At 36.8% G+C, this 24,322-nt stretch carries 17 protein-coding genes and 6 pseudogenes; 8 read left to right on the forward strand and 15 right to left on the reverse strand.

Features of this window, described 5'->3' with window-relative positions:
- The first annotated feature begins 9 nt into the window (after positions 1 to 9).
- Positions 10 to 2,465: pseudogene (priA, locus tag Q5W13_RS17100) on the forward strand (replication restart helicase PriA).
- A 66-nt stretch (positions 2,466 to 2,531) separates the two neighbouring features.
- On the opposite strand, the gene Q5W13_RS17105 reads toward priA, so the two are convergent.
- Positions 2,532 to 3,224, reverse strand: a complete 693-nt coding sequence (locus tag Q5W13_RS17105) for a LytR/AlgR family response regulator transcription factor (protein ID WP_038232372.1) — start codon at positions 3,222 to 3,224, stop codon at positions 2,532 to 2,534.
- 228 nt (positions 3,225 to 3,452) lie between these two features.
- Between Q5W13_RS17105 and rpsF the strand changes: the two genes are divergently transcribed.
- From rpsF to hisS, 6 genes and pseudogenes are all read left to right on the forward strand, one after another.
- A complete protein-coding gene (gene rpsF, locus Q5W13_RS17110) occupies positions 3,453 to 3,791 on the forward strand; it encodes a 30S ribosomal protein S6 (protein WP_155595851.1) in 339 nt (112 codons plus the stop codon).
- A gap of 6 nt (positions 3,792 to 3,797) precedes the next feature.
- A pseudogene (gene rpsR, locus Q5W13_RS17115) lies at positions 3,798 to 4,093 on the forward strand (30S ribosomal protein S18).
- Positions 4,094 to 4,106: 13 nt separating this feature from the next.
- Positions 4,107 to 4,559: a 50S ribosomal protein L9 gene (rplI, locus tag Q5W13_RS17120; protein ID WP_155595853.1), complete on the forward strand. Its 453-nt coding sequence runs from the start codon at positions 4,107 to 4,109 to the stop codon at positions 4,557 to 4,559.
- Between the two features lie 90 nt (positions 4,560 to 4,649).
- Positions 4,650 to 7,830: pseudogene (locus tag Q5W13_RS17125) on the forward strand (TonB-dependent receptor).
- A gap of 62 nt (positions 7,831 to 7,892) precedes the next feature.
- The gene (locus Q5W13_RS17130; protein ID WP_155595855.1) at positions 7,893 to 8,366 is read left to right on the forward strand and encodes a DUF6495 family protein; all 474 of its coding nucleotides are present in this window, start codon (positions 7,893 to 7,895) and stop codon (positions 8,364 to 8,366) included.
- A gap of 116 nt (positions 8,367 to 8,482) precedes the next feature.
- Positions 8,483 to 9,859 (forward strand): histidine--tRNA ligase, encoded by a 1,377-nt coding sequence (gene hisS, locus Q5W13_RS17135; RefSeq protein ID WP_304443831.1) that lies wholly within the window; start codon positions 8,483 to 8,485, stop codon positions 9,857 to 9,859.
- Here hisS and Q5W13_RS17140 read toward each other — a convergent pair.
- Together Q5W13_RS17140 and Q5W13_RS17145 are read right to left on the reverse strand one after the other, a co-directional pair.
- Positions 9,854 to 10,402: an NUDIX hydrolase gene (locus tag Q5W13_RS17140; protein ID WP_304443832.1), complete on the reverse strand. Its 549-nt coding sequence runs from the start codon at positions 10,400 to 10,402 to the stop codon at positions 9,854 to 9,856. The genes hisS and Q5W13_RS17140 overlap by 6 nt on opposite strands.
- A 46-nt stretch (positions 10,403 to 10,448) precedes the next feature.
- Positions 10,449 to 11,537, reverse strand: a complete 1,089-nt coding sequence (locus Q5W13_RS17145; protein WP_194535491.1) for a M42 family metallopeptidase — start codon at positions 11,535 to 11,537, stop codon at positions 10,449 to 10,451.
- Between the two features lie 102 nt (positions 11,538 to 11,639).
- Between Q5W13_RS17145 and Q5W13_RS17150 the strand changes: the two genes are divergently transcribed.
- Complete coding sequence (locus tag Q5W13_RS17150; RefSeq protein ID WP_304443833.1) at positions 11,640 to 12,323, forward strand: DUF4294 domain-containing protein; 684 nt, start codon at positions 11,640 to 11,642, stop codon at positions 12,321 to 12,323.
- A gap of 4 nt (positions 12,324 to 12,327) precedes the next feature.
- Here Q5W13_RS17150 and Q5W13_RS25255 read toward each other — a convergent pair whose 3' ends face one another.
- The 12 genes and pseudogenes from Q5W13_RS25255 to Q5W13_RS17205 all read right to left on the reverse strand — a co-directional run bounded on the left by Q5W13_RS25255 (position 12,328) and on the right by Q5W13_RS17205 (position 24,315).
- Positions 12,328 to 12,423 carry a DUF6095 family protein gene (locus Q5W13_RS25255; protein ID WP_368662295.1) on the reverse strand — a complete coding sequence of 32 codons (96 nt, stop codon included), beginning with the start codon at positions 12,421 to 12,423 and terminating at the stop codon, positions 12,328 to 12,330.
- Between the two features lie 37 nt (positions 12,424 to 12,460).
- On the reverse strand, positions 12,461 to 12,571 hold the full coding sequence (locus Q5W13_RS25260) for a DUF6095 family protein (protein WP_368662296.1): 111 nt from the start codon (positions 12,569 to 12,571) through the stop codon (positions 12,461 to 12,463).
- A gap of 36 nt (positions 12,572 to 12,607) precedes the next feature.
- Positions 12,608 to 12,865 (reverse strand): hypothetical protein, encoded by a 258-nt coding sequence (locus tag Q5W13_RS17160; protein WP_304443834.1) that lies wholly within the window; start codon positions 12,863 to 12,865, stop codon positions 12,608 to 12,610.
- A gap of 47 nt (positions 12,866 to 12,912) precedes the next feature.
- A complete protein-coding gene (locus tag Q5W13_RS17165) occupies positions 12,913 to 13,464 on the reverse strand; it encodes a hypothetical protein (protein ID WP_304443835.1) in 552 nt (183 codons plus the stop codon).
- Between the two features lie 4 nt (positions 13,465 to 13,468).
- Positions 13,469 to 15,867: pseudogene (locus tag Q5W13_RS17170) on the reverse strand (TonB-dependent receptor).
- A 126-nt stretch (positions 15,868 to 15,993) separates the two neighbouring features.
- Positions 15,994 to 18,216: pseudogene (locus tag Q5W13_RS17175) on the reverse strand (NADP-dependent isocitrate dehydrogenase).
- Positions 18,217 to 18,923: 707 nt separating this feature from the next.
- On the reverse strand, positions 18,924 to 19,274 hold the full coding sequence (gene rplS / locus Q5W13_RS17180) for a 50S ribosomal protein L19 (protein WP_155595864.1): 351 nt from the start codon (positions 19,272 to 19,274) through the stop codon (positions 18,924 to 18,926).
- Positions 19,275 to 19,414: 140 nt separating this feature from the next.
- Positions 19,415 to 20,088 (reverse strand): annotated as a pseudogene (gene trmD, locus Q5W13_RS17185) (tRNA (guanosine(37)-N1)-methyltransferase TrmD).
- A gap of 11 nt (positions 20,089 to 20,099) precedes the next feature.
- The gene (locus tag Q5W13_RS17190; protein ID WP_304443836.1) at positions 20,100 to 20,543 is read right to left on the reverse strand and encodes a GNAT family N-acetyltransferase; all 444 of its coding nucleotides are present in this window, start codon (positions 20,541 to 20,543) and stop codon (positions 20,100 to 20,102) included.
- Positions 20,544 to 20,585: 42 nt separating this feature from the next.
- Entirely contained in the window at positions 20,586 to 21,209 is a 624-nt protein-coding gene (locus tag Q5W13_RS17195) for a tRNA (guanine-N1)-methyltransferase (protein WP_155595867.1), read from the reverse strand.
- Positions 21,210 to 21,357: 148 nt separating this feature from the next.
- A complete protein-coding gene (locus Q5W13_RS17200) occupies positions 21,358 to 22,809 on the reverse strand; it encodes a glyceraldehyde-3-phosphate dehydrogenase (RefSeq protein ID WP_304443837.1) in 1,452 nt (483 codons plus the stop codon).
- Between the two features lie 114 nt (positions 22,810 to 22,923).
- The gene (locus tag Q5W13_RS17205) at positions 22,924 to 24,315 is read right to left on the reverse strand and encodes a S1C family serine protease (protein ID WP_155595869.1); all 1,392 of its coding nucleotides are present in this window, start codon (positions 24,313 to 24,315) and stop codon (positions 22,924 to 22,926) included.
- Positions 24,316 to 24,322 lie beyond the last annotated feature (7 nt).

Consider the following 24,322-nt stretch of genomic DNA (forward strand, 5'->3'; position numbering starts at 1 on the left):
AACGGAAGTATGCAGTATTTTATCGATGTAATTTTACCGATTCCCTTAGAGAAACTTTTTACCTATTCTATTTCCGGGACGGAAGCTGAGTTTTTGCGTCCGGGTATGCGTGTGGGTGTTCCTTTTGGTAAATCTAAAATTTATACGGGCTTGGTGCATAATGTGCATAACAACAAACCTGAGATTTATGAAGCCAAGGAAATAGACCGCATACTTGATGAACATCCTATTATAAATACTATTCAGTTAAAGCACTGGCAGTGGATTGCAGATTACTACATGTGCACCATTGGCGAGGTTTTTAGAAGTGCGGTTATGGAGCATTCTTGTTAGAAAGCGAAACTCTTATTCTAAGAAATGATGAAGGAGATGTTGATGAGTCTAAGTTGGAGGATGACGAGTTTTTGGTGTATGAGGCACTGCAGCATCAAGCATTGTTAAAGGTGCAAGAGGTGAGTGCTATTATAGACCGAAAGAATATTCTACCGGTTTTAAATCGCCTTATAGAAAAGAATGTTATTCTTCTTAAAGAAGAGATGTACGAACAGTACAAGCCTAAATTAGTGCGCTATGTAAAATTGGGAAAGGATTATCTTGAGGAGGAAAAATTGGAAGCCCTTTTGAATGATTTATCAAGAGCTCCAAAACAGAGTCAGGTTGTGCTTTCTCTTTTTCAAATACAAGCTACAAACAAAAAACCGATTAAAGTAACAGAACTGGAACAAGCCAGTGGTGGTTCAAAGGCGGTTATAAAATCACTTGTAAAAAAAGAGATTTTAGAGGAGTACTTTGTCAGAACCGATCGGGTAAGCTATGATGGTGAAGAGGAGAATTATGATTTAAAAGATTTAAACGAGTATCAGAAAAAAGCTTTTGAAGATGTATCTAAAAGCTTTGCTGAGGATAAAGTAACCTTGTTGCACGGAGTAACTTCTTCTGGTAAAACTGAAGTTTATGTAAAGTTGATTGAAGAGTGTATTCAGAAAGGAAAGCAGGCTTTATATCTACTTCCTGAAATAGCACTGACCACTCAACTTATTTCTCGCTTGCAAGAGTATTTTGGAGAAAAAGTATCTGTATATCATTCAAAATATAGTGTACAGGAAAGAGTAGAGGTATGGAATAATGTTTTGGCTAAAAAAGACAAAGCTCAAATTGTTATAGGAGCTCGTTCAGCTTTGTTTTTACCGTATTCGGATTTAGGTCTTATTGTGGTTGACGAAGAGCATGAGAGTTCTTTTAAGCAGTTTGATCCGGCACCAAGATACCATGCAAGAGATGCAGCCATTGTTCTAGCTAAACTTCACAATAGCAATATCTTATTGGGATCTGCTACCCCGAGCGTAGAGACCTTTTATAATGCCAAAACTGGAAAATACGGGTATGCCTCAATAACAAGACGTTTTGGGAATGTGCTTATGCCGGATATTGAATTGGTAGATATTAAAGAGCAAAGCCGAAAACGACGGATGAAAGGGCATTTTTCCGAACGTTTGTTTTTGGCTATTCAAGAAGCTTTAGATGCAGGGGAGCAGGTAATTTTATTTCAGAATAGAAGAGGGTATGCTCCAATAGTAGAGTGTAGTACTTGTGGACATTCGCCTCAATGTCCCAATTGTGACGTGAGTTTAACATATCATCAGTATAAAAAACAATTGCGATGTCATTATTGTGGTTACCACATGGCATTGCAAGAAAGTTGTCAGGCCTGTGGCAATCATACCCTAGATACTAAAGGTTTTGGAACAGAACAGGTGGAGAAGGAGTTAGAGACCTTGTTTCCGGACGCTAAGACTTGGCGCATGGATTTGGATACTACTAGAGGCAAGCATGGCTACGAAAAGATAATTACAGCGTTTGAGCAACAGGAGATGGATATTCTTGTGGGTACTCAAATGTTAACAAAAGGACTGGATTTCCGAAACGTAAGTTTGGTGGGTATTATGAATGCCGATTCTCTTTTGAATTTTCCGGATTATCGTGCACATGAACGTTGTTTTCAGTTACTAACACAAGTAGCAGGCCGTGCAGGTCGTACTAAAAAGAGGGGAAAGGTTTTAATACAGAGTTACAACCCATATCATCAGATATTACAACAGGTTTCTACACATGATTATGATACCATGTTTAAAGAGCAATTATACGAGCGAGAGCAGTATAAGTATCCGCCTAGCAATAGAATTATTAAAATTACTTTTAAGCATAAAGAGTATAATAAGCTGAACGAAGCAACGGAATGGTTTGCAAAAGCATTGCGGACTACTTTAGGAGGAAACGTCCTTGGGCCAGAATACCCGCCGGTGGCTAGGGTACGAAATCAGTTTTTAAAAAATGTATTGATTAAGATACCGCATGCTCAATCTGTGGTAAAGACTAAGGCCGCAATCAAGAAAATTGAAAAATCATTTAATTCTGTTTCTCAATATAGAAGCGTACGGGTTATATATAATGTTGACCATATTTAAATTGAAGGCAAAAAAAAAATCCCGAACATTATTTAATGTTCGGGATTTATATTTAAAGTAGAAGTGCTAGACATTGGCTAATGCTTCTGCCAACTCGGTCTTTTTATTCCTACTAAGAGGAATGGACCTGCCACTAACTTCAACATTTTTACTGTTGAATTTTTCTATCTTCTCTAAATTCACAATGTAGGATTTGTGAATTCGCAAGAATTTATCTTCTGGTAATTGCTGCTCAAATGATTTCATGGTAGACAAGATAACAATGTTAGCTTCGTCCGTTACCAATTTAATATAATCACCAAGAGCCTCAATCCATTTAATATCGTTTAAGATTACTTTACGTTTCTTAAGATTGCTCTTTACGAAGATGTGTTCTTCGTCTTCTTGAACTTTATTTATCTGCTCATATTTAGCTACCGCTCTTTTTACCGAAGCATCAAATCTAGCTAGGGTAATGGGTTTGTGCAAATAATCTGTTACATCGTAATCAAATGCTTTTAGAGCATAATCTGGCTTACCTGTAATCAAAATTACTTGAGGGCTATTTTCTAGGGATTCGAGTAGGTCAAATCCACTAATAATAGGCATTTCAACATCAAGAAAAATAAGATCGATCTCGTTGTTCTTGATGCCGTTTTTGGCTTCGATCGCATTGCTGTACTCGGCCACCATAGCAAGGTTGGGATGACTGTTTACAAGCTTCGCGACTGCCATTCGTTGCATGGACGAATCGTCTACGATAATACTTCTTAATTTCATAAATAGGTCGATTTGTGGGGTTAAGTCATCGACAAAATACTAAAAAAACCTGTCTAAATACAATAATATTGTAAACTTGGGCTTCTTTTTGTTGTAATTTGTAATGACATAGGTTAAGATTTGGTTATGTAAGATTTTAGGATTGTCAAAGTATAACGAAGAAATTCCGCTTTTCTTGTAAAGTCTAATAAAAATTGTTACTTTTGCACTCCTAAAAAATATACATTTATGAACCATTACGAAACTGTTTTCATTTTGAATCCCGTGCTTTCTGATGATCAGGTAGCGGAAACAGTTAAGAAATTTGAAGATTTCTTAATTAAAAATGGCGCCAAAATGGTCTCCAAAGAAAATTGGGGGCTTAAGAAATTGGCCTATGCTATCCAGCACAAAAAAAGTGGTTTTTACCACTTGTTCGAATTCACCAGCACAGGTGAAGTTATTACTCCTTATGAGCAAGAGTTCAAAAGGGATGAGCGTATCATGCGTTTCTTGACAGTAAAACTAGACAAGCACGCTATTGAGTGGGCTGAGAAAAGAAGAACAAGGTTAAAAGCTAAAGCATAAGGAATTATGGCAACATTACAACAACAAGCAAAAGGAAAAAAGACGGTGAAATCCGTTATTTAACTCCATTGAACATTGAAACTAATACTAAGAAGAAGTATTGTCGTTTCAAGAAATCAGGTATTAAATATATCGATTACAAAGACGCGGACTTTTTAATGAAGTTGGTAAACGAACAAGGTAAATTGTTACCTAGAAGACTTACTGGAACTTCTTTAAAATACCAACGCAAAGTGGCTCAAGCGGTCAAAAGAGCACGTCATTTGGCTTTCATGCCATACGTAGGCGATTTATTAAAATAAATTTTAAGGCAAAATGGAACTTATACTAAAACAAGACGTAGAGCATTTAGGCTTTAAAGACGATATTGTAAACGTAAAAAACGGTTACGGTAGAAATTACCTTATTCCAAGAAGTTTAGCCGAAATGGCTACTGTTTCTGCTAAAAAGGTATTAGCTGAGAACTTAAAACAAAGAGCTCACAAAGAGAAAAAAGTTGTTGATGCTGCTAGCAAAACTGCTGAAGCTCTTAAAGCTTTGGAAATGAAAATTTCTGCTAAAACAGGTACAGCTGACAAGTTGTTTGGATCGGTTACTACAATTGATCTTGCTGCAGCTCTTGAAAAAGAAGGTCACAGTATCGATAAAAAGTTTATCAGTATTCAAGGTGGTGCCGTTAAGCGTACCGGTCCTTACAATGCACAGATTAGATTACATAGGGAAGTTGTAGTAGAATTCCCTTTTGAAGTTGTTGCTGCCAAGAAATAATGGTTAATAACAACTTATAACTTAAAAGAGCTGTGCTTGCATAGCTCTTTTTTTTGTTCTTTTTTGTAGGACTAACTCAAACAAATGATTATGTCTTACAAAGTCCCTTTAAGTGTTGTTCTATTCTTCACTTTTTTTAGTGCAATTGCGCAGGTCACCACCTCTAATATGAGCGGAACGGTGGTCGATGATCAAAATTTACCTTTATTAGGTGCCAACGTAGTAGTTGTGCATACTCCAACAGGCACAAAATCAGGTGCCATTACAAATGAAGATGGTCTTTTTAAAATCCTAAACCTTAGGGTTGGTGGGCCATACATTGTAACAATTTCTTATGTAGGTTTTAAGGAACAGACCTTAAACGACATCTACTTGTCTTTAGGAAAGACTTTTACTTTAGATGCTGTTCTAGCAACTGAGAGCCAAGCTTTGGATGAAGTAGTGGTAATCTCAGATCGCGGAGGAACATTTGGAAGTGATCGTACCGGTTCTGAAACCAGTGTTGGAAGAAGAGAACTTACCAAACTACCAACTATTTCTAGATCTGCGGAAGATTTCACACGATTAGAGCCTAGTGCTTCAGGAACTCCTGAGTACAGGAGGTCTTTCATTTGGTGGTCGTAATGATCAATACAATAACTTTTCTTTAGATGGTTCTTTCTTTGGTAACCCTTTTGGTTTGGATGCACCTAGTCCTGGTGGTCAAACGGGATCACAGCCAATATCTTTAGATGCTATAGATCAGATTCAGGTGTCTTTGGCTCCTTATGATGTTACGCAATCGGGTTTTACCGGAGCTACTGTTAATGCGGTAACCAAGAGTGGTACAAATGAGTTTCATGGCAGTGTTTACGGTTTTTTTAGAAATGAAAGCCTTACCGGTGGTAAGATAAAAGGAGAAGATGTAGTAAAGCCAGACTTGAAGCAAAATCAATATGGTGTTAGTATTGGTGGTCCAATAATAAAAAACAAACTCTTTTTCTTTGCCAATTTTGAACGCGATCAAAGAGATGATTTAGGTACTAGCGGTTGGGTTCCTAATACGGGTTCTGGTGCTATTAACGAATCTAGGGTTTTAGAAAGTGATTTAATGTCTGTCCAGTCTGCACTATCAGGTTTGGGTTATGATACGGGAAGATATGATGGGTTTACTTATGGAGCTGAATCAACGAAAGGTATTTTTAAATTAGACTGGAACGTTAATGATAATCATCGTTTAGCAGTAATATATAACTTCTTGAAGTCATCAAGAGAGCAGCCAGCTCACCCTACAGCACTGGGTGTGAGAGGGCCTAGTTTTCAAGTTTTGCAATTTGAGAATTCCGGTTACGAAATCAATAACAATATTCAATCATTTCAGGTGGAGCTGAACTCTACTTTTGGTGATAATGCAACAAATAAATTACAAGTTGGGTATTCTCATTTTGATGATTTTAGAAATGCACTCTCTTCCCCTATGCCTGCTATTACCATTCAAGATGGAGCTAATAGTAATTATATCATTGCTGGGCATGAGCCTTTTTCTATTAATAATACATTAGATCAGAAAGTATTTCAGATTACGAACAATTTCAATTATTTTATGGGTAACCATACTCTTACGGTTGGTGCTTCTTTTGAGAAATTTCAATTTGACAACTCCTTTAACTTAGGGGCTTATGGTTATGATGAGGATGGGGATTTTAATCAAGAGGTGGGTGCTTTCGCATCGTATCCTTCTTTAGCGGATTTTCAAACTGATGTTGCCGATGGTACTTTAGCGGCGGCATTGGCCAATGCTCAAAATATTTTTACTAACAGTAATGCTGCCGGTGTAGGTAATGATGGTGGTTGGGCATTAGCGGAAACCAACGTGGGTCAGTTTTCTATTTACGTTCAAGATGACTGGGCTGTAACTCCAGATTTCAAATTGACTTATGGTGTTCGTTTTGATAAGCCTTTATATTTTGATACTGATGATAAAATTCAGGAGAACATAGATAGGAAGCCATTTACTTTCGATCCAACAATTCCTTATTTTAATCCGCAGACCAATCAAGAAACTACATTAGATTCAAAAACATTACCTAGTAATAAATTTCTGATTTCGCCAAGGGTAGGATTCAATTGGGATGTTAAAGGAAATCAGACTACTCAAATACGTGGTGGTAGTGGTGTTTTTACAGGTCGTTTCCCTTTTGTATGGTTAGGAAACCAGGTACAGGGTCTAGATTTTTTCTTTTATCAAATTGTTGATCCGGATTTCAAATGGCCACAAGTATGGCGTACCAACATTGGTGCGGATCATAGATTTGATAGTGGTGTTATTTTAACTGCTGATATTTCGTATACCAAAGACCTTAATGGAGCACATGTTCAAAACTGGGGATTGAGAAATCCTTCTGGGACTTTAAATGCTCCTGGAGATAATAGACCTGTTTATACTGATGCAGATAAAGGAAATAATGGATATGTGTTTACAAACTCTGATAAAGGCAGAATATTCAATGCATCTTTAAAAGCTCAAAAAAGTTGGGATAACGGACTTTTTGCAAGTATCGCTTATAATTATTTGAATGCCAAAGATGTAAATTCTATTGAGGCGGAAATTACAGGTGATGCTTTTGATTTTAATCCGAATTTAGGAGATGCCAACCAAGATGTACTTTCGTTTTCAAAGTACGGAGATACGCATAGATTCATTGGAGCTGGAGCAAAACAGTTCAACTATGGTAATAACAAGAAATGGTCAACTACTATTTCTACCTTCTTTGAATATGCTAAAGGCGGAAGGTTTAATTATACCTATGCTGGTAACATCAATAATGATAGTTCATTTCAGAATAATGATTTACTTTATATTCCAACAGCGGCTCAAGTGCAACAAATGCAATTTTCCGGTGCTGGTCAAGCAGATGCTTTTGAGCGTTTCATTCAGCAAGATGAATACATGAGTGATAATAGAGGGCAGTATTTTGATCGCTACGGAGCTCTTGCGCCATGGAGAGGAAAGTGGGATGTGAAGTTCTTGCAAGACTACCGCTTCAATGTATCAGAAAATAAACAACACACTATTCAGTTTAGCATAGACATTTTAAATTTCGGTAATTTATTGAATAGTGACTGGGGTGTAATCCAACAGCCAAATAGCTTAAATCCGTTATCTGTATCGGTTGATGCAAACAATGTGCCTACCTATACTTTCAATGAACAGATTACTGAGACTTTTGGTTATGACTCAAGTTTGTTCTCTAGATGGCAAATGCAATTCGGTTTACGTTATATTTTCTAAATAAACTTAAGATTTTTAAGAATTAGGCCGTACGTTTCGTACGGCCTTTTTATTTTTGCAGAATGAAATACACGAGGCTTACCAAACAGCAATTAGAAGAGCTAGAACAAGAGTTTATTAACTTTTTGGCTACTCAATCCATAACTGGAGATGAGTGGAAGGAAATAAAAGCGAATAAGCCACAAGTAGCTGAAGACGAAATTGACGTTTTTAGCGATTTGGTATGGGAAGGCGTACTTGCAAAAGTTCAGTATCTAGAGAATATTTCTGAAAAGCAGATGCATCTTTTTTATTTAGCCGAAAAGGAAATGAAACTAATTTCTGTTAAGGTGATGAATCCGGATATAGATTTGAATACTACTATTGGGTTTTCTTGGTTCAAAAAGAATTGGCAATCAGATTTTGTTGAATATCTAACGGCTTCTAAAGCATATACCGAAGATAAGAATTTGGATAAATTTCAACTTATTGAGCAAGGTGCTGTTATAACCAAAGGCGACCTTTACCAATGGTTTGAAAAGGTTATAGACGCCTAAGCTGCTTAACTTGTTATTTTTTAAGAAAACTTCGTTTTCGGAGTAGAAAGAGGATTATCCATGTAAAACGGTCCCCCTCTTCCTAAAATTTTATATTTGCATCACAATTATATCCAATGGCACAAAAACCAAGCATACCAAAAGGAACCAGAGATTTTTCTCCTTCCGAAGTCTTTAAAAGAAATTACATTTTTGATATTGTAAAGAAGCACTTTCAGACATTTGGTTTTCAGCCTATTGAAACCCCATCTTTTGAGAATTCTGATACTTTAATGGGTAAATATGGGGATGAAGGTGATCGCTTGATATTTAAGATTTTGAATTCAGGGGATTATCTTAACAAGGTTGATGATGCTACGTATAGTTCAAAAAATTCAAACGTGTTGACTTCTAAGATTTCGGAAAAGGCACTCCGTTATGATTTAACAGTACCCTTTGCGCGTTACGTGGTTATGCACCAGAATGAGATTGATTTCCCTTTTAAGCGGTATCAAATTCAACCAGTTTGGCGTGCGGATAGACCTCAAAAGGGACGTTTCCGGGAGTTTTTTCAGTGTGATGCTGATGTGGTTGGTTCTGATTCTTTATTGCAGGAGATAGAATTTGTGCAGTTATATGATGCCGTTTTTACTGATTTAAAGTTAACTGGCGTCAATATTAAATTGAACAATAGAAAAATTCTTTCAGGTATTGCTGAAGTTATTGGTGCACAAGATCTTTTGATAGATTTTACAGTGGCTTTAGACAAGTTGGATAAAATTGGTGAAGAAGGTGTAAAGAAAGAAATGGCAGAAAGAGGACTAACGCCTGAGGCTATAGCCAAAGTAGAACCACTTTTTTCTCTTTCAGGAAGTAACCTAGAACAACTTCAAGCCTTAAGAGATCTTTTAAAAGATTCGGAAACAGGAAGCAAAGGAGTAGAGGAGTTGACTTATATAGTAAGTACTGTAGAAGAGCTGGGCTTACAGTCCGCTAAACTTTCTATTGATGTTACTTTGGCCCGCGGCCTTAATTATTACACGGGAGCTATTTTTGAAGTAGGCGCACCAGAGGGAGTTAAAATGGGATCTATTGGTGGTGGTGGCCGTTATGATGACCTTACCGGTATTTTTGGTTTAAAAGATGTTAGCGGTGTTGGAATCTCTTTTGGTTTAGATCGTATCTATTTAGTATTGGAAGAGTTGGGTATTTTCCCTGAAAGTATAGAGCAATCATTACAAGTGCTTTGTTTAAACTTTGGAGACAAAGAAGCTTTGGCTTCTTTGAAGTTAGTATCCGCTTTGCGAAAAAATGGTGTAAAGTCAGATGTGTACCCGTCTAATGCAAAAATTAATAAACAGTTTAAATACGCCAATAACCGGAATGTTCCTTATGTAATTTCAATCGGTGAAAATGAATTGGCAGAAAATGCTTTTGTCGTCAAACATATGGAAAGTGGTGAACAACAAACGTATGCTCTAGATGCTGTACTTGATTTTGTAGCAAAACTATAATCGCTTTTTAATCTTTTTTATAATAGTTTTATAGTATTCCGTACTATGGGGAACATACTTGTGTAGATTAGCTAGACCCCAAGTTTCTTGTGAAAATTGGATTAATGAAATCAAGGCAAGGTCATCAACCTCGCTTTCTTGCTTTTTAAGTTCGTGCAATGGTACTCTAAGTTCACAAAGGAAAGTATGGTGAAACTCGCAGTCTATTAATTTCTCCGAATGTCTGTGAACGGATTTGAAAATTCCTATTTTCTCTAGTTCTTCTATTTGAATAGTTAGACCAATTTCTTCATCAATTTCGCGTACTGCAGAAATTTCAATGTTTTCGCCAGCACCAATATGTCCTGCTACAGAAACATCCCAAAGTAGGGGAAAGATAGCTTTGTTTTTAGACCGTTTTTGAATCAGAACTTGTCCAGTGCCAGTGTAAAACCATATATGCACGGTAGGATGAAACCATCCTTCAAGGTGTGCTTCTGATTTCATTGCCGTTTTGCCAGTGGCATTTCCCTCGGAATCAAGAATATCAATTAATTCATCCATATCTAAAAAAAAGAACCCTCCTTTTTGGGGAGGGTTGTGATTTGTTTTAATCGAAATAACTAAAAGTTTCTCCGTCTTTTATATTCAGGAGAGTTTCGTAAATCAACCTGATTACGTTTTCAACATCATCTCTATGAACAGTTTCTACCGTGGTGTGCATGTAGCGCAACGGTAAAGAAATAAGTGCAGACGCAACGCCACCATTGCTGTATGCAAAAGCATCGGTATCCGTTCCGGTAGCTCTAGAGGCAGCCATACGCTGAAATGGAATCTTATTAGCTTCGGCAGTTTCAAGAATGCGTTCGCGTAACTTGTTCTGAACAGCTGGTGCATATGAAATTACAGGACCGGCACCTATTTCAGTATGGCCTTGAGTTTTCTGTTCAATCATTGGTGTTGTGGTATCGTGACACACATCTGTAATGATAGCAACGTTTGGCTTAATGGTCTGTGTGATCATTTCTGCTCCACGCAAACCTATTTCTTCTTGAACAGAATTGGTGATATATAGTCCAAAAGGCAATTTAACCTTGTTCTCATGAAGCAAACGAGCTACTTCGGCAATCATAAAGCCACCGGCTCGGTTATCTATTGCACGGCAAACAAATTTATCGCCATTAAGTACTTGGAACTCGTCTGGATACGTAATGACACATCCAACATGAACGCCCATTTTTTCTACTTCCTCTTTGTCCTTAGCACCTATATCAATAAAAATATTATCTAATTTAGGAGGTGTTTCTTTTCCTTTATCGCGTGTGTGAATAGCTGGCCAGCCAAACACACCTTTAACGATTCCGTTCTTGGTATGAATGTTTACCCATTTAGAAGGAGCTATTTGGTGATCGCTACCGCCGTTTCTAATTACGTAAAGCAATCCGTTATCGCTAACATAGTTCACGTACCAAGAAATTTCATCAGAATGCCCTTCAATAACCACTTTAAATTTAGCATCAGGATTAATCACCCCAACGGCCGTACCATAAGTGTCCGTTATGAAAGTATCCACATATGGTTTAAGGTATTCCATCCATATTTTTTGACCTTCCCACTCGTAGCCTGTTGGCGCCGCATTGTTCAAATATTTTTCAAAAAAATCGAGTGATTTTTTAGTAAGAATTTTCTTTGTAGCCATTAAGTATATATTTAGATACGAATTTACTAATATTCACTTTTATTTAATAATAAGCAGACCTATTTATCGTTATTTTGGCAAGGCTTTTGTATAATGTTGGTTATGAAAAAAACAATTTTGTTTTTATTTTTAGTAAACCTCGTGTTTATAGGGTATGCCCAAATAGAGGAACAGCCATTGGATTCCATTAAGGAGAAGATGATTATAATAGAGGGTGACTCTATTTTCAGGAATTCTATTGACTTGGATGAAGTATATCTGTTCGGGAAATTAAAATTCAGTTCCTATAAGGATAAATTACGGTATTATATTCTTAGAAGAAAGACGTTAAAGGTCTATCCGTATGCCAAATTAGCAGCTGAACGTCTAGAAGAATTGAATGACAGTATTACGAAAATCAAGAAAAAGAGGCATCAAAAAAGATATACAAAAGAAATTCAGCAATTTATAGAAGAAGAATTTTCTGCGGAACTCAAGAAACTTACCCGTACCGAAGGTCAAATTTTGGTAAAACTAATATATAGACAGACCGGTGAAACTGCATTTGAGCTAGTAAAGGAGCTCCGTAGTGGCTGGCGTGCTTTTTGGTATAATACTACCGCCAGTATGTTTAATATTAGCTTAAAAGAGCTTTTTCAGCCTGAGACAGTACATGAGGATTATCTTATAGAAGATATTCTACAACGTGCTTTTACAGATTTTAGGCTGGAACGTCAAGAATCGGTTTTAGATTATGATTATGCCCAGTTAAGTAACAAATGGGGAGATGTAGGTAAGAAGCAGTAAATATTCATTTTTCATTTTTCTTTCCAAATAAAGAATCCATTATAATTTTTAAGCTGTAGAAAGCCATGGCAATTGCGCCAATAGCAATGATAAAGCCCAATATAAGAACTGGCCAATATAAAGGGTGTTCTTGATTTTTAAATGCCTGATATATAACGCCAAGGTGCTAAGAACATAAGGGCAATAGTATAGCCAATATGCTTAATGCCTTTTACGAGCATATTTTTATCCGTTCTCTTTTGAGACATAATTATAGTATACTTTTAAAAGATGAGTTAACTAGATTATTCTATGGTAATAGATTTGGTAAAGGTTTGGCATACCGCAAAATAACCTAATGCAAAATTCTCTTGATCTATTGAAGAAGCTAAGTTATCTAAATCTGAAAGATCTTCAATATTAGTTACGTTTAGAATATTTCCTCTAACCGTTGCGGAAGGAGTCTGAAAAGGTCCTTGATCACCGCCAGATTGAACAATAATTTGGTTCATATAATTGTAGAAGGCCCTGTCAACACCTAGAATACTTATATCTATGGTCATGTCTTCTTTTACGTCATCATCATAGAAATAGGAAAATTCAAAGGTGCTTATGGATAAAAAGTGTCTTCTGTCACCAAATATTCATTAAAATCAAAATCGAATAAATAAAAATCGGTTTGATTGGGCTGGTCATCAAATGCTACAATAATTTCAGTTTCTTCTCCAGAGAAAAGAGTGGCATCTCCTTGTTCTAATTTCTTAATAGGAACTGCAGGCACATAAGTTGTTCTTGCAGCATATCTAGAGCCTTCGTGTTGTATGAAAAGAATCAGCTCGCCAGAGGTCATAAAGTCTACTGTGGTTTCACTTTGGTATACTCCGCTGCCAATAAAGGTTTCGAAAAGTGGTATGTTTTCTTGGCTTGCCAGATTGGTGATACTTATTTGTTCCAGTATCGCAGGTTCTATAGTTTCGAAAAAATTACTTGAAACACTCACTTTTACTTCGGCATAATAATTTGTGGAAGGCTGTGTGGTGTCTATGCGCATTAGAGCATCAACGGTCAGTCTAGCTTTGTCCGTTGGAACTTCAACTTCAATAACATCTTCACAAGCCGTAAAAATTGGAAGCATACAAAGTATATATATCAACTTTTTCATAGACTTAGAATTTGAAGTTATAAGTTACTGCGGGAACAATACCAAAAATAGAGGTACGAACCGCTTCATTGGCACCAGTATCTTCATTACGGCTAAAACTTATAGATGCAGCATTTCTGCGGTTGTAAACATTATAAATACTGAAAACCCATTCCGTTTGCCATTTTCTGTTCTTATTCTTTTTAGGAGTAAGTGTGGCTGAAACATCCATACGGTTATAAGAGGGTAGGCGTTCTTCATTCCTTGGGCCGTAGTAAGGGATAGTAAGTCCTTGAAAACTGAATTGCCCAATAGGGTAGTTCGTAGGTTGCCCTGTTTGAAAAACAAAATTGGTATTGAAATTCCACTTCTCGTTTAGGTCGTAACTTGCATAAACAGATACATCATGGGTTTTGTCGTATGGCGTGTTGTACCAAGCTCCAGAATTTATACCCGTTTCTGTAAAGGAAGTACCATCAGACAAATCTACTGTTCGTCCGGGGGTTCTCTGTTCGGATTTTGATAGGGTATATGCTAGCCAACCTTGAAATCTACCTTCATTTTTACGTAGTAAAAACTCCAGTCCATAGGCTCTTGCCTCTCCATTTAAAATAACCTGTTCAATAGCATCATTGGCTATTAAGTTGGCACCGTCTATATAATCTATCCGGTTTTGAATATCCTTATAAAAGACTTCGGTTTCCACGGAATATTCACCATCACTGATACTTTTAAAATAACCAACAGCGTACTGATCTAAAAGTTGGGGTTTCACGAAAGGTCCGCTTGGCGTCCATACATCCAAAGGAGTAGGGGAGCTGGTGTTTGAAATGAGGTGTAGGTATTGAGCAAGACGTGTGTAACTAGCTTTTATAGAACTATTATCATTTAAAGTGTATGCTAATGAAATACGGGGTTCAAAATTGTTGAATGTAGCTAAACTGCCGCTTTTTTCTACACTGTAGGTATCAATAGCGATACCTTCTTGATATACATTTAGTACGGGGTCAAAAATAACGGGACTGTCATTAAAATACACATTGATTTCATCTTGCCCCAGACGAATAAAGTTGCTAAAACGCAGTCCGTAGTTAAGACTTAAATTCTTTGTAATATCATGCTCAACATCAATATAAGCGGCAAATTCGTTTGCATATTTTTGAGTAAGTTGTTCTTCAATGATACCTGAGTCTGCATTGCTAGGCTCTATTTTACCAGGATTAAAACGATAATAGATATTATTAATGCCGTAGTTGATTTGAAACTTGTCATTTACGTAATGCTTCAGGTCATATTTGATGTTGAAGTTTTCTATACCCGAATTCCAATCAAAACCAACAAAATCTAATTTTAAACCATAGTAGTAGTTAGAATAAATTAATGATAGGTTAGAAAACAATTTGTCCGAAAATAAGTGGTTCCACCTAAAATTTCCAACGGCATTCCCGTAGGTGTTTACAAAGCTGTCACTAACACTAAATACATCACGACCAAAGTAACCCGATAGAAAAATACTGTTATTGTCGTTTATGTTGTAATTAAGTTTGGTGTTCAAATCATAGAAATATGCGGTGTTGTCTACATCAAAAAGCGGTAAGAAAAGATGAGCATATGAAGCACGGCCTCCAATAAGAAAAGCGGCTTTATCTTTTTTAATAGGACCTTCAACCAGTAAACGGCTGGCTACAGCACCAATACCACCGTTGACTTTAATTTTTTTACTATTACCTTCCTTTTGAAAAATATCTAGAACAGAAGATACTCTTCCGCCATAACGAGCAGGAATTCCCCCTTTGTAAAGTTTGATATCTTTTATGGCATCAGGATTAAAGACGGAGAAGAACCCAAAGAGGTGTGAGGAATTAAAAATAGTGGCTTCATCTAGTAGTATTAAATTTTGATCAACAGAACCACCCCGTACATTAAAACCAGAAGACCCTTCCCCTGCATTGGTTACACCAGGAGCAGTAAGATCGATTTTATTACATCGGCTTCGCCTAAAATCACAGGTATTTTTTTAATGGTACCTACGGATAAGGAGTTTACGCTCATCTGGGGCTCACGAACATTCATTTTTTCTACATCTTCCGTAACGACTACTTCTTGTAATTGTTCAGCTGATTCTTCCAAAGAAAAATTCATCTTTTGGTCTGCATTAAGTGTTATGGTTTCAATAATATCTTGAAAGCCTAAATAACTTACTTGCAGTTGGTATTCACCTTCAGGCAGTGTAATTGAGTAAAAACCATATTCATTGGTTGTAACCCCAGTTTGTATTGCGGGAAATGCAATGGTTACACCAATAAGGGTTTCATTACTGGAGGCCTCTGAGATAGTACCGCTTAAGGTGTATCGTTCTTGAGAGAAGCTATCAATGAAGAAGAGCAGAAAGACCGCAAGAGCGATCTTGGTGGGTTGATTCATCTTAAGGAGCAATTTTTCATAAAAGTAACCAGAAAAACACCTACTGGGAAAACGTTAACAGTATTTTAAAAAGAAAGAGGCCTCTACGTTGGTAGAGGCCTCTTTACTATTCTAAAAATCTAAAAATTAGATAGTATCTAAAATAGAATTAAAAGTTTGGCTAGGTCTCATTGCCTTTGAAACAAGCTCTTGGTTTACTTTGTAATACCCACCAATATCTTGAGGTTTGCCTTGAGCATTCATTAGTTCATCAACAATTTTAGATTCTTGTGCTGAAATTACTTCAAAAACTTTTTTGAAAGTAGCCTGTAGCTCCGCATCTTTTGTTTGGTTTGCTAAGGCTTCTGCCCAGTACATAGCCAAGTAAAAGTGGCTTCCTCTTGTATCTATTTCATTTACCTTTCTTGAAGGCGACTTATCATTGATCAAGAATTTTTCGGTAGCGCTATCTAAAGCATCACCTAAAATCCTCGCTTTTTCATTAGTGTTCTTTTCTCCATAAAAGTCTAGAGAGACACCCAATGCAAGAAATTCACCTAAAGAATCCCATCGCAAGTGACCTTCCTCTAAAAATTGCTGCATGTGCTTTGGTGCTGAACCACCTGCACCCGTTTCAAAAAGGCCACCACCGTTCATTAACGGCACAATAGATAGCATTTTTGCACTAGTACCTACTTCAAGAATAGGGAAAAGATCAGTAAGGTAATCTCTAAGTACGTTTCCTGATACGGAAATAGTGTCTTTACCATCTTTTAATCTAGCAAGCGTATACTCAGTAGCTTTCTTTGGAGAAAGAATACGGATGTCTAATCCTGAGGTATCGTAATTTGGTAAATATTGATTTACTTTTTTAATAAGCTCAACATCATGTGCGCGATTTTCATCTAACCAGAAAACAGCAGGATCATTGGTAGCTCTAGCTCTAGAGACAGCTAATTTTATCCAATCTTGAATAGGAGCGTCTTTTACTTGGCACATACGCCAGATATCACCTTCTTCAACCGTATGTTCGTCAAGAACTTTCCCAGAATTAACATCAATAACCTTTACGGTACCTTATGGATTTTTAATTTCAAAAGTTTTGTCATGCGAACCATACTCTTCAGCTTTTTGAGCCATTAGGCCAACATTAGGTACGGTACCCATTGTAGTAGGGTCAAAAGCCCCATGTTCTTTACAGAAATCAATGGTAGCAGAGTATATATCGGCATAGCTGCTATCAGGGATAACTGCTAAAGTATCTTGTTGTTCTCCTTTGGCATTCCACATTTTTCCTGAACTACGTATCATTGCTGGCATAGATGCATCAATAATGATATCACTGGGAACATGAAGATTGGTAATACCTTTTTCAGAATTTACCATGGCCAAAGCAGGACCTTCATTAACGGCTTTTTGAATATCATTTTCAATAGCCTCTCTTTTATCGGCAGGTAGCTCTTGAAGTTTAGCGAACAAGTTCTCTAATCCGTCATTAGCGCTAATGCCTAAATCCTTAAAAGTGTCTTTGTATTTTGTAAAAACATCAGCAAAGAAAACCTCTACAGCATAACCAAAAATAACCGGATCGGATACTTTCATCATAGTAGCCTTCATATGAAGTGAGAATAAGACTCCTTGTTTTTTGGCTTCTTTGATCTGCTCTTGCAAAAATGCTACAAGAGCTTTTTTGCTCATTACAGTGGCATCAATAATCTCACCTTCTAAAAGGTTTAATTTATCTTTAAGAACAAGAGTTTTTCCATCGTTCTGAACTAATTCTATTTTTATAGCTGTAGCAGAGGGTAATGTCAATGATTTCTCATTGGCTTTAAAATCGCCATGAGCCATGGTGGCCACCTGTGTTTTTGAATCCGGGCTCCACGCTCCCATGCTATGTGGGTTCTGTTTAGCGTAATTTTTAACGGCTCTTGGAGCTCTACGGTCAGAATTCCCTTCACGAAGAACTGGGTTTACTGCACTACCTTTAATTTTGTCGTATCTAGACTTGATATCCTTTTCGGCTTCGTTAGAAGGCTCATCTGGATAACTAGGTAAAGCGTACCCGTTGTCTTGAAGTTCTTTAATAGCTTCTTTTAATTGAGGAACAGAAGCGCTAATGTTTGGAAGCTTGATAATGTTAGCTTCAGGCTTTTTGGCCAAAGCTCCCAACTCTTCCAAGTCGTTCGCTATTTTTTGGTCGTCTTTAAGAAAATCAGGAAATACCGCTATAATTCTTCCGGCCAAAGAAATGTCTTTGGTCTCAATTACGATATTGGCAGTTTTAGTAAACGCTTTTACAATTGGTAAAAAGGACTGTGTAGCTAAAGCCGGAGCTTCGTCTGTTTTTGTGTAAAAAATTTTAGACATGTAAAGAAAGGTTTAATTTAAAGCGAAGTAAATATACGACATTAAGTATTCTTGCGAGTCAAAAGATAAGCCCTAGTTGCGAGCAGATTCGCTTTAGATGCTATTTTAACAAAAACCTTGCGAATTAGGAAAAAAAAAGGCAAAACAAAAGCCATATCATTGTACGTGTACATTGATATGGCTTTTTAGAAACTGATATAGCAAACTTTCTTCCCTGTTCTTCTGACAGATCGGCAACCCTTGATTGCATTTGCATCACAATTTCAACGTTTGAGATTTACTGTACTTCATCATCGGACCAAGCTACAACTTATATCTCTTCTCATTGTTTACACAATCTTTGTGCATATTTCCAAGACTTTCGTCTGTTGAATATTTACAAATATGTTCACGTAATCATTTCTCAAAAAGCGACAGCCCTTTGTTGATACGTTCGTTTTAATAAATGGCGTACTCTGAAATACATCTTTAAACATTTATAAAACCTAAACAATAATATAAAGAACGCAAACTCTATAACAGTTTTGGAATTTCTCTTTAGGCAGAGATTTTCTTTTTCTGTTTAATAAAAGTAGGAAAAATAGTTAGAGCTACCAAGATTTTTAACATATTAATAATCAACATGTTATAAACCATGGATATTAACAATTGTTCATAACGCAAAAATCCCGCTATTGCGGGATTTTTTACTACTATATGTTATTGGTTTAAGAACGAACCTCTTTGATACGTGCTTTCTTACCAGTAAGACCTCTAAAGTAGAAGATACGAGCTCTACGTACTTTACCTCTTTTGTTAACTTCAACCTTTTGTAGGGCTGGCATGTTAATTGGGAAAATACGCTCTACACCTACTGTACCTGACATTTTACGAATTGTAAAAGTCTCAGTAGAACCAGAACCTCTTCTTTGAATAACAACACCTCTAAAGAACTGAGTACGTGTTTTTTCACCTTCCTTAATTTCATAGTACACAGTAATAGTGTCACCAGCTGAAAATTTTGGAAATTCTTTTTTTGGAACAAACTCGTCTTGTACGAATTTTAATAATTCTTCCATGATATTTTTTTATTGATTATGTTATGGTCAACATTCACGATTATCGTCAGAGGTTAATTTAACAGGGTGCAAAAATACTCTATAAATTAGAATAGACAATAAATTTTGTTGATTTTTTGAAGTATAGAGCCTTAGCCTGCTTATTCCAGTAAATCAGGCCTCCGTTCTTGGGTTCTTTTAAGGGCTTGATCTTCCCGCCATTCTTCTATTTTAGGGAAGTTACCACTCAAAAGTACCTCCGGAACCTTCATTCCTTTATATTCAGAAGGTCTTGTGTAGACAGGAGGGGCAAGGAGGTCATCTTGGAAAGTATCTGTTAATGCAGAAGTTTCATTGTTAAGAACTCCATAATTAATCTAATAACAGCATCGCAAAGGATAGCTGCACCAAGTTCTCCGCCAGAAAGCACATAATCGCCTACAGAAATTTCACGGGTAATAAAAGCATCCCTAATCCTTTGGTCAACGCCCTTGTAATGACCACATAAAATAATAACGTTGTTAAGTAATGAAATACCGTTGGCCATTCTTTGGTTCAAAGTCTCGCCATCTGGGGTCATATAGATAATTTCATCGTACGTTCTTTCGGCTTTTAATGCCGTAATACATTTATCTATAGGTTCTATCATAAGTACCATACCGGCTCCACCACCAAACTGGTAGTCGTCTACACGATTATAACTCATGTCCGTATAGTCTCTTATGTTATGCATGTGCACTTCAACGAGGCCTTTTTCTATGGCTCTTTTTAAAATAGATGCAGCAAACGGACTTTCCAGCAGTTCGGGTAATACGGTAATAATGTCTATGCGCATTTTAATTTGGGCTAAGAATTAGTGGGCCAAAAGTAGTGAAAAGCGTGAGAATCTTTTTCCCAACCTAGTTTTTCGTAAAGCTTTTGTGCGGGATTATCAATTGCGGTTTCCAGAGCAAGACCTTTGTATCCTTTTTTCGTACAGAATTCTTGTGCGGTAGTTAATAAGGTAGCTCCAATTCCTTTTTTTCTGTGTTGCCCATCTACATAAAGGTCATTCAATATATAACTAGCTTTCATGGAAACTGAAGAGAAAGTTGGGTACAATTGAACAAAACCCGCAGGCTCTTCATCAATAAACGCTATAAATACGATAGATTCTGATTTGGACAAGCGTTCCTCTAGAAATGAAGTGGCAGCACTTAGGTCAGAAATTTGTTTGTAGAATACTCTATACTTATCAAACAGGGGCGCCAACAATTGAACGTGAGATTGGTTTGCTTGTAAAATTCTCATAGTGCTCTAAACTAAAAAAAGCTCCGAGAGGAGCTTTTTAAATTATTTCTGTTTCTTGTACTTGTTAATCTCGTCTTGCAGTTGTCTGCTAATTTTTTGTTCCCTTTCTAAAGCCCGTCTTCTGTGGTCTTCATATTCGGTTTCAAGTTCAGACAAATTGGTCTTGGCTTCTTGTGTTAAGATATTACTGTTTCTAAATCTGTAGATAAAGAAAAGCAATAACGCCAAAAGTGAAGCGATAACCGTCCAAAGGATAGCATTATATGTGCTTTTTGAAACCATAATACCTAAGAAAGACATACTGTCTTTTTCTTCGGTTACGGCAGCAAGGTTATTGGTGGTCTCTTCTAATTTTTCGTTTAGCGAACCAATTGTAGATTCGTGACCTCCTATAGTAGCTTTTAATTCACCAGCTCTTTTGTTATACCCTTTAAGGGTGTCAAGAACGTTCTGGCGAAGTTTTTCTAAAGAGATTGTACGAACAACTTCATATTTCTTTCCATCTGCACGGTAGTTACCGGATTTAACGAAAACAAATTCAAATTGTTTATCTATTGGCCCTCTGTCTAAAGACAATGCGTCTTGAGTTTCTTCTTCCTCTTGGGCGAATTGTAGGTTATATGCTAGTAAAGCCGTTATAAGTAACAGGATTCTTAAGCCTTTCATGTTGGAGTGATTCTTTGAATTAATGTATATCAGCCGACTAAAGTAATTCAATAATATCAATTAATAAAAAAAATCAAGGATAAGGTTGCGATTAGATGGAAAATACCTTCAAAAAGACGTTAACCTTACCCTTGTTTCCCTTTAAAAATTAATAATACGTGTAGCGTCTAACTTTTGCAATGTATTTGGACAAACGAATTACTTGATGAGAATAGCCATACTCATTGTCATACCATATATAGAGTATAATGTTTTTACCTTTATTGCTAACAATGGTTGCGTTGCTATCATATATAGATGGCGCATTTGTTCCAACAATATCCGAAGACACCATTTCCTTGCTTAAAGAGTACTTGATTTGTTCAACCAAATCTCCTTCCAACGCATACTTTTTGATGATTGTATTAATGCCGTCAATAGAGGTTTTGTTTTTTATCTCAAGATTTAAAATTGCAAGAGATCCATTTGGTACGGGCACTCTAATTGCATTAGAAGTAAGTTTGTCCTTTAATTGAGGTAAAGCTTTTGCAACGGCAGCGCCTGCACCGGTTTCAGTTATGACCATATTTAGGGCAGCGGCCCTACCGCGCCTATGTTTGCTATGCATGTTGTCTACCAAATTTTGGTCGTTCGTATAGGCATGAATGGTTTCTAGGTGCCCTTTTACAATTCCCAATGAATCTTCAACAACACTTAAGATTGGTGTTATGGCATTGGTGGTACAAGAGGCGGCCGAGAATATTTTAATAGCATCCGGGTCATACATCTTGTGGTTCACTCCATGAACTATATTAGGAATCTCTTTACCGGGAGCGGTTAGAAGTACATGAGAAGCGCCTTCAGCCTCTAGATGTCTTTCTAATTCCGTCTTGGTTCTGAAAGCACCCGTGTTATCAATAATTAGAGCGTTACTTATACCATATTGAGTGTAATCTATTTTTTCAGGGCGATCAGCGCTAATCATATGTACCGTAGTACCGTTAATAATTAAGGCTTTGTTTTCAAAATCAGTTTCTACTGTACCGGAAAATTTTCCATGAACCGAATCTATTCGTAACAAGTTGGCTCTTTTCTCAAGAATTTCAATGTCATGAGCATCTCTAGTTACAATAGCTCTTAGACGTAATTGGTTGCCTTTACCGGTCTTGGCCATGAGCTCTCTTGCTAAAAGCCTACCTATTCTTCCAAACCCGTAAAGAACAATATCTTTTGGTTTTAAAGGGGTAGAATCATCGGCATCCTTTAACTTATCAAAAACAAAGGCTTTTATATCCGTGTTATGATTGTCTTCGGAGTGGTATTCATAGGTGATTTTACCAATATCCAATTTTGCAGGGGGAAGTTGAATGTCGTTTATAGCCCGTAAAATTTCGGTTGAGTCAAAAATGGAAATTGGTTTCTGAACAAATTCACCTGCATATTCGTGCAGATTTATAATGTCACTTACATTTTTGTCTATAACCTTATGGTTTTTGAAAAGTACGATTTCAATAGTCTTGTCGTACCAAAGGTCGCTTACCAGCTTAATGAATTCGGTGGTAGCTTTTCTTCTGTCGGCTTGGAAGGCCAACTCTTTTTCGTAAGAAGCGTTGGGTGTCATTTATTAAGTTGAGTTATATTTTGATATAAAAGTAGCTATTTAGTGTTATTTGCAACTAATTAAAACGAAAAAACACCCCTATTGGGGTGTTTGTAATATTAAAGCTTCATCTTTTTATTGAAAAATAAGACGTTCTCTCTCGCCTTTTTCATTAATCATAGTGATACTTGTTTTTCCGTATCTAGAAATGCTTCCAAATAGATTTCTTGCTTCCTCTATATCATTTATTTCTTTGTCATCTACAGATAGTAAAACTTTTCCTTCAAGACCGTACCCGCGGTAAGTTTCTGGTACGCCAACTATTTTTACACCATTTCTGGTCTTAAATTTTTTGTTATCATCTTTACTTAAGTTCTTTACTTCAAGGCCCATTACCGGTACAATTACAGTTTGCCTTTTCTTAAGCATAACAGGCACGGTAAATTCTTCGCCATCTCTATCAATAGTAACCTCTACGGAATCATCAGGTCTTTTTGCAGAAAGGTATCCGGTAAGATCAGCAAATTTGCGAACCTTAATATTATCTACTTTTTTGATAACGTCTCCTTCTTGCAGTTCTGCGTCTTCTGCGCCTGTTCCTTCTTCAACACCAGAAATATAAACACCCTCTATTTCATTTAGTCCTTTTTCTATGGCGTACGGTGTATTTATATTCAAGGTTTTTATTCCTAAAATCCCTTTTTGAACATTTCCATATTCAAGAATATCATCAACAACCTTTTTTGCAATATTGCTAGGTACGGCAAATGAGTACCCTACGTAGCTACCAGTTTGTGAAGTAATCGCCGTATTGATACCAATAAGATCTCCATTAGTATTTACTAACGCTCCACCACTGTTACCGGGGTTTACTGCGGCATCAGTCTGTATAAATGATTGATTCTTTCCTAAATCACGTGCTTTAGCACTAACAATTCCTGCTGTTACTGTAGATGTTAGGTTAAAAGGGTTGCCCACTGCTAATACCCATTCTCCTATTTTCATGTCATCGGAATCACCAAAAGCCAAATACGGAAGATTACCTTCTGCATCTATTTTAATAAGTGCAATATCAGAGTTAGGGTCGGTACCTATAAGTTCGGCGTCATAGGTTTTATTATTGTTTAAGGTTACCTGTAGCTGATTAGCCTTACTAATTACGTGATTATTGGTTACGATGTATCCATCTTGCGATATGATAACACCTGATCCTGTTCCTACTTGAGGTCTTTCATTTCCACCACTTCCGTAAAAGAAGTCCATAAGATTATGTGGTGTTCTGCCAACGGTTACATTTTTAACGTGTACAACTGCATTAACTGTGTTCTCTGCTGCAACAGTAAAATCAACTTCGTTAATTCCTGCTCCCTTTGCGGAAGTAGGGGTGAGGCTAGTATTAAAAACGGAATGTCCCTCATCTTGAGTGATAACCGCATAGTTGTTATTTTCAAAAAATAATTTGTAGCTGCCCAATGTGATTGCTCCAGCAAAGAGGGCGATAAAAAAGGTACTGGCAATTTTTTTCATGCTATTG

Source organism: Zobellia laminariae, assembly GCF_030553095.1.
In the GTDB taxonomy this organism is placed as follows: Bacteria; Bacteroidota; Bacteroidia; order Flavobacteriales; family Flavobacteriaceae; genus Zobellia; species Zobellia laminariae.

Excerpts from the sequence above, each read along its gene's own strand:
- Q5W13_RS17200 (WP_304443837.1), bottom strand. The coding sequence starts at position 22,809 with ATGACACCCAACGCTTCTTACGAAAAAGAGTTGGCCTTCCAAGCCGAC.
- Q5W13_RS17205 (WP_155595869.1), bottom strand. The coding sequence starts at position 24,315 with ATGAAAAAAATTGCCAGTACCTTTTTTATCGCCCTCTTTGCTGGAGCA.
- Q5W13_RS17165 (WP_304443835.1), bottom strand. The coding sequence starts at position 13,464 with ATGAAAAAGTTGATATATATACTTTGTATGCTTCCAATTTTTACGGCT.
- Q5W13_RS17190 (WP_304443836.1), bottom strand. The coding sequence starts at position 20,543 with ATGAGAATTTTACAAGCAAACCAATCTCACGTTCAATTGTTGGCGCCC.
- Q5W13_RS25260 (WP_368662296.1), bottom strand. The coding sequence starts at position 12,571 with ATGTCTCAAAAGAGAACGGATAAAAATATGCTCGTAAAAGGCATTAAG.
- rplS (WP_155595864.1), bottom strand. The coding sequence starts at position 19,274 with ATGGAAGAATTATTAAAATTCGTACAAGACGAGTTTGTTCCAAAAAAA.
- Q5W13_RS17150 (WP_304443833.1), top strand. The coding sequence starts at position 11,640 with ATGAAAAAAACAATTTTGTTTTTATTTTTAGTAAACCTCGTGTTTATA.
- rplI (WP_155595853.1), top strand. The coding sequence starts at position 4,107 with ATGGAACTTATACTAAAACAAGACGTAGAGCATTTAGGCTTTAAAGAC.
- Q5W13_RS17105 (WP_038232372.1), bottom strand. The coding sequence starts at position 3,224 with ATGAAATTAAGAAGTATTATCGTAGACGATTCGTCCATGCAACGAATG.
- Q5W13_RS17195 (WP_155595867.1), bottom strand. The coding sequence starts at position 21,209 with ATGAAAGGCTTAAGAATCCTGTTACTTATAACGGCTTTACTAGCATAT.
- hisS (WP_304443831.1), top strand. The coding sequence starts at position 8,483 with ATGGCACAAAAACCAAGCATACCAAAAGGAACCAGAGATTTTTCTCCT.
- Q5W13_RS17140 (WP_304443832.1), bottom strand. The coding sequence starts at position 10,402 with ATGGATGAATTAATTGATATTCTTGATTCCGAGGGAAATGCCACTGGC.
- Q5W13_RS17130 (WP_155595855.1), top strand. The coding sequence starts at position 7,893 with ATGAAATACACGAGGCTTACCAAACAGCAATTAGAAGAGCTAGAACAA.
- rpsF (WP_155595851.1), top strand. The coding sequence starts at position 3,453 with ATGAACCATTACGAAACTGTTTTCATTTTGAATCCCGTGCTTTCTGAT.
- Q5W13_RS17145 (WP_194535491.1), bottom strand. The coding sequence starts at position 11,537 with ATGGCTACAAAGAAAATTCTTACTAAAAAATCACTCGATTTTTTTGAA.
- Q5W13_RS17160 (WP_304443834.1), bottom strand. The coding sequence starts at position 12,865 with ATGACCATAGATATAAGTATTCTAGGTGTTGACAGGGCCTTCTACAAT.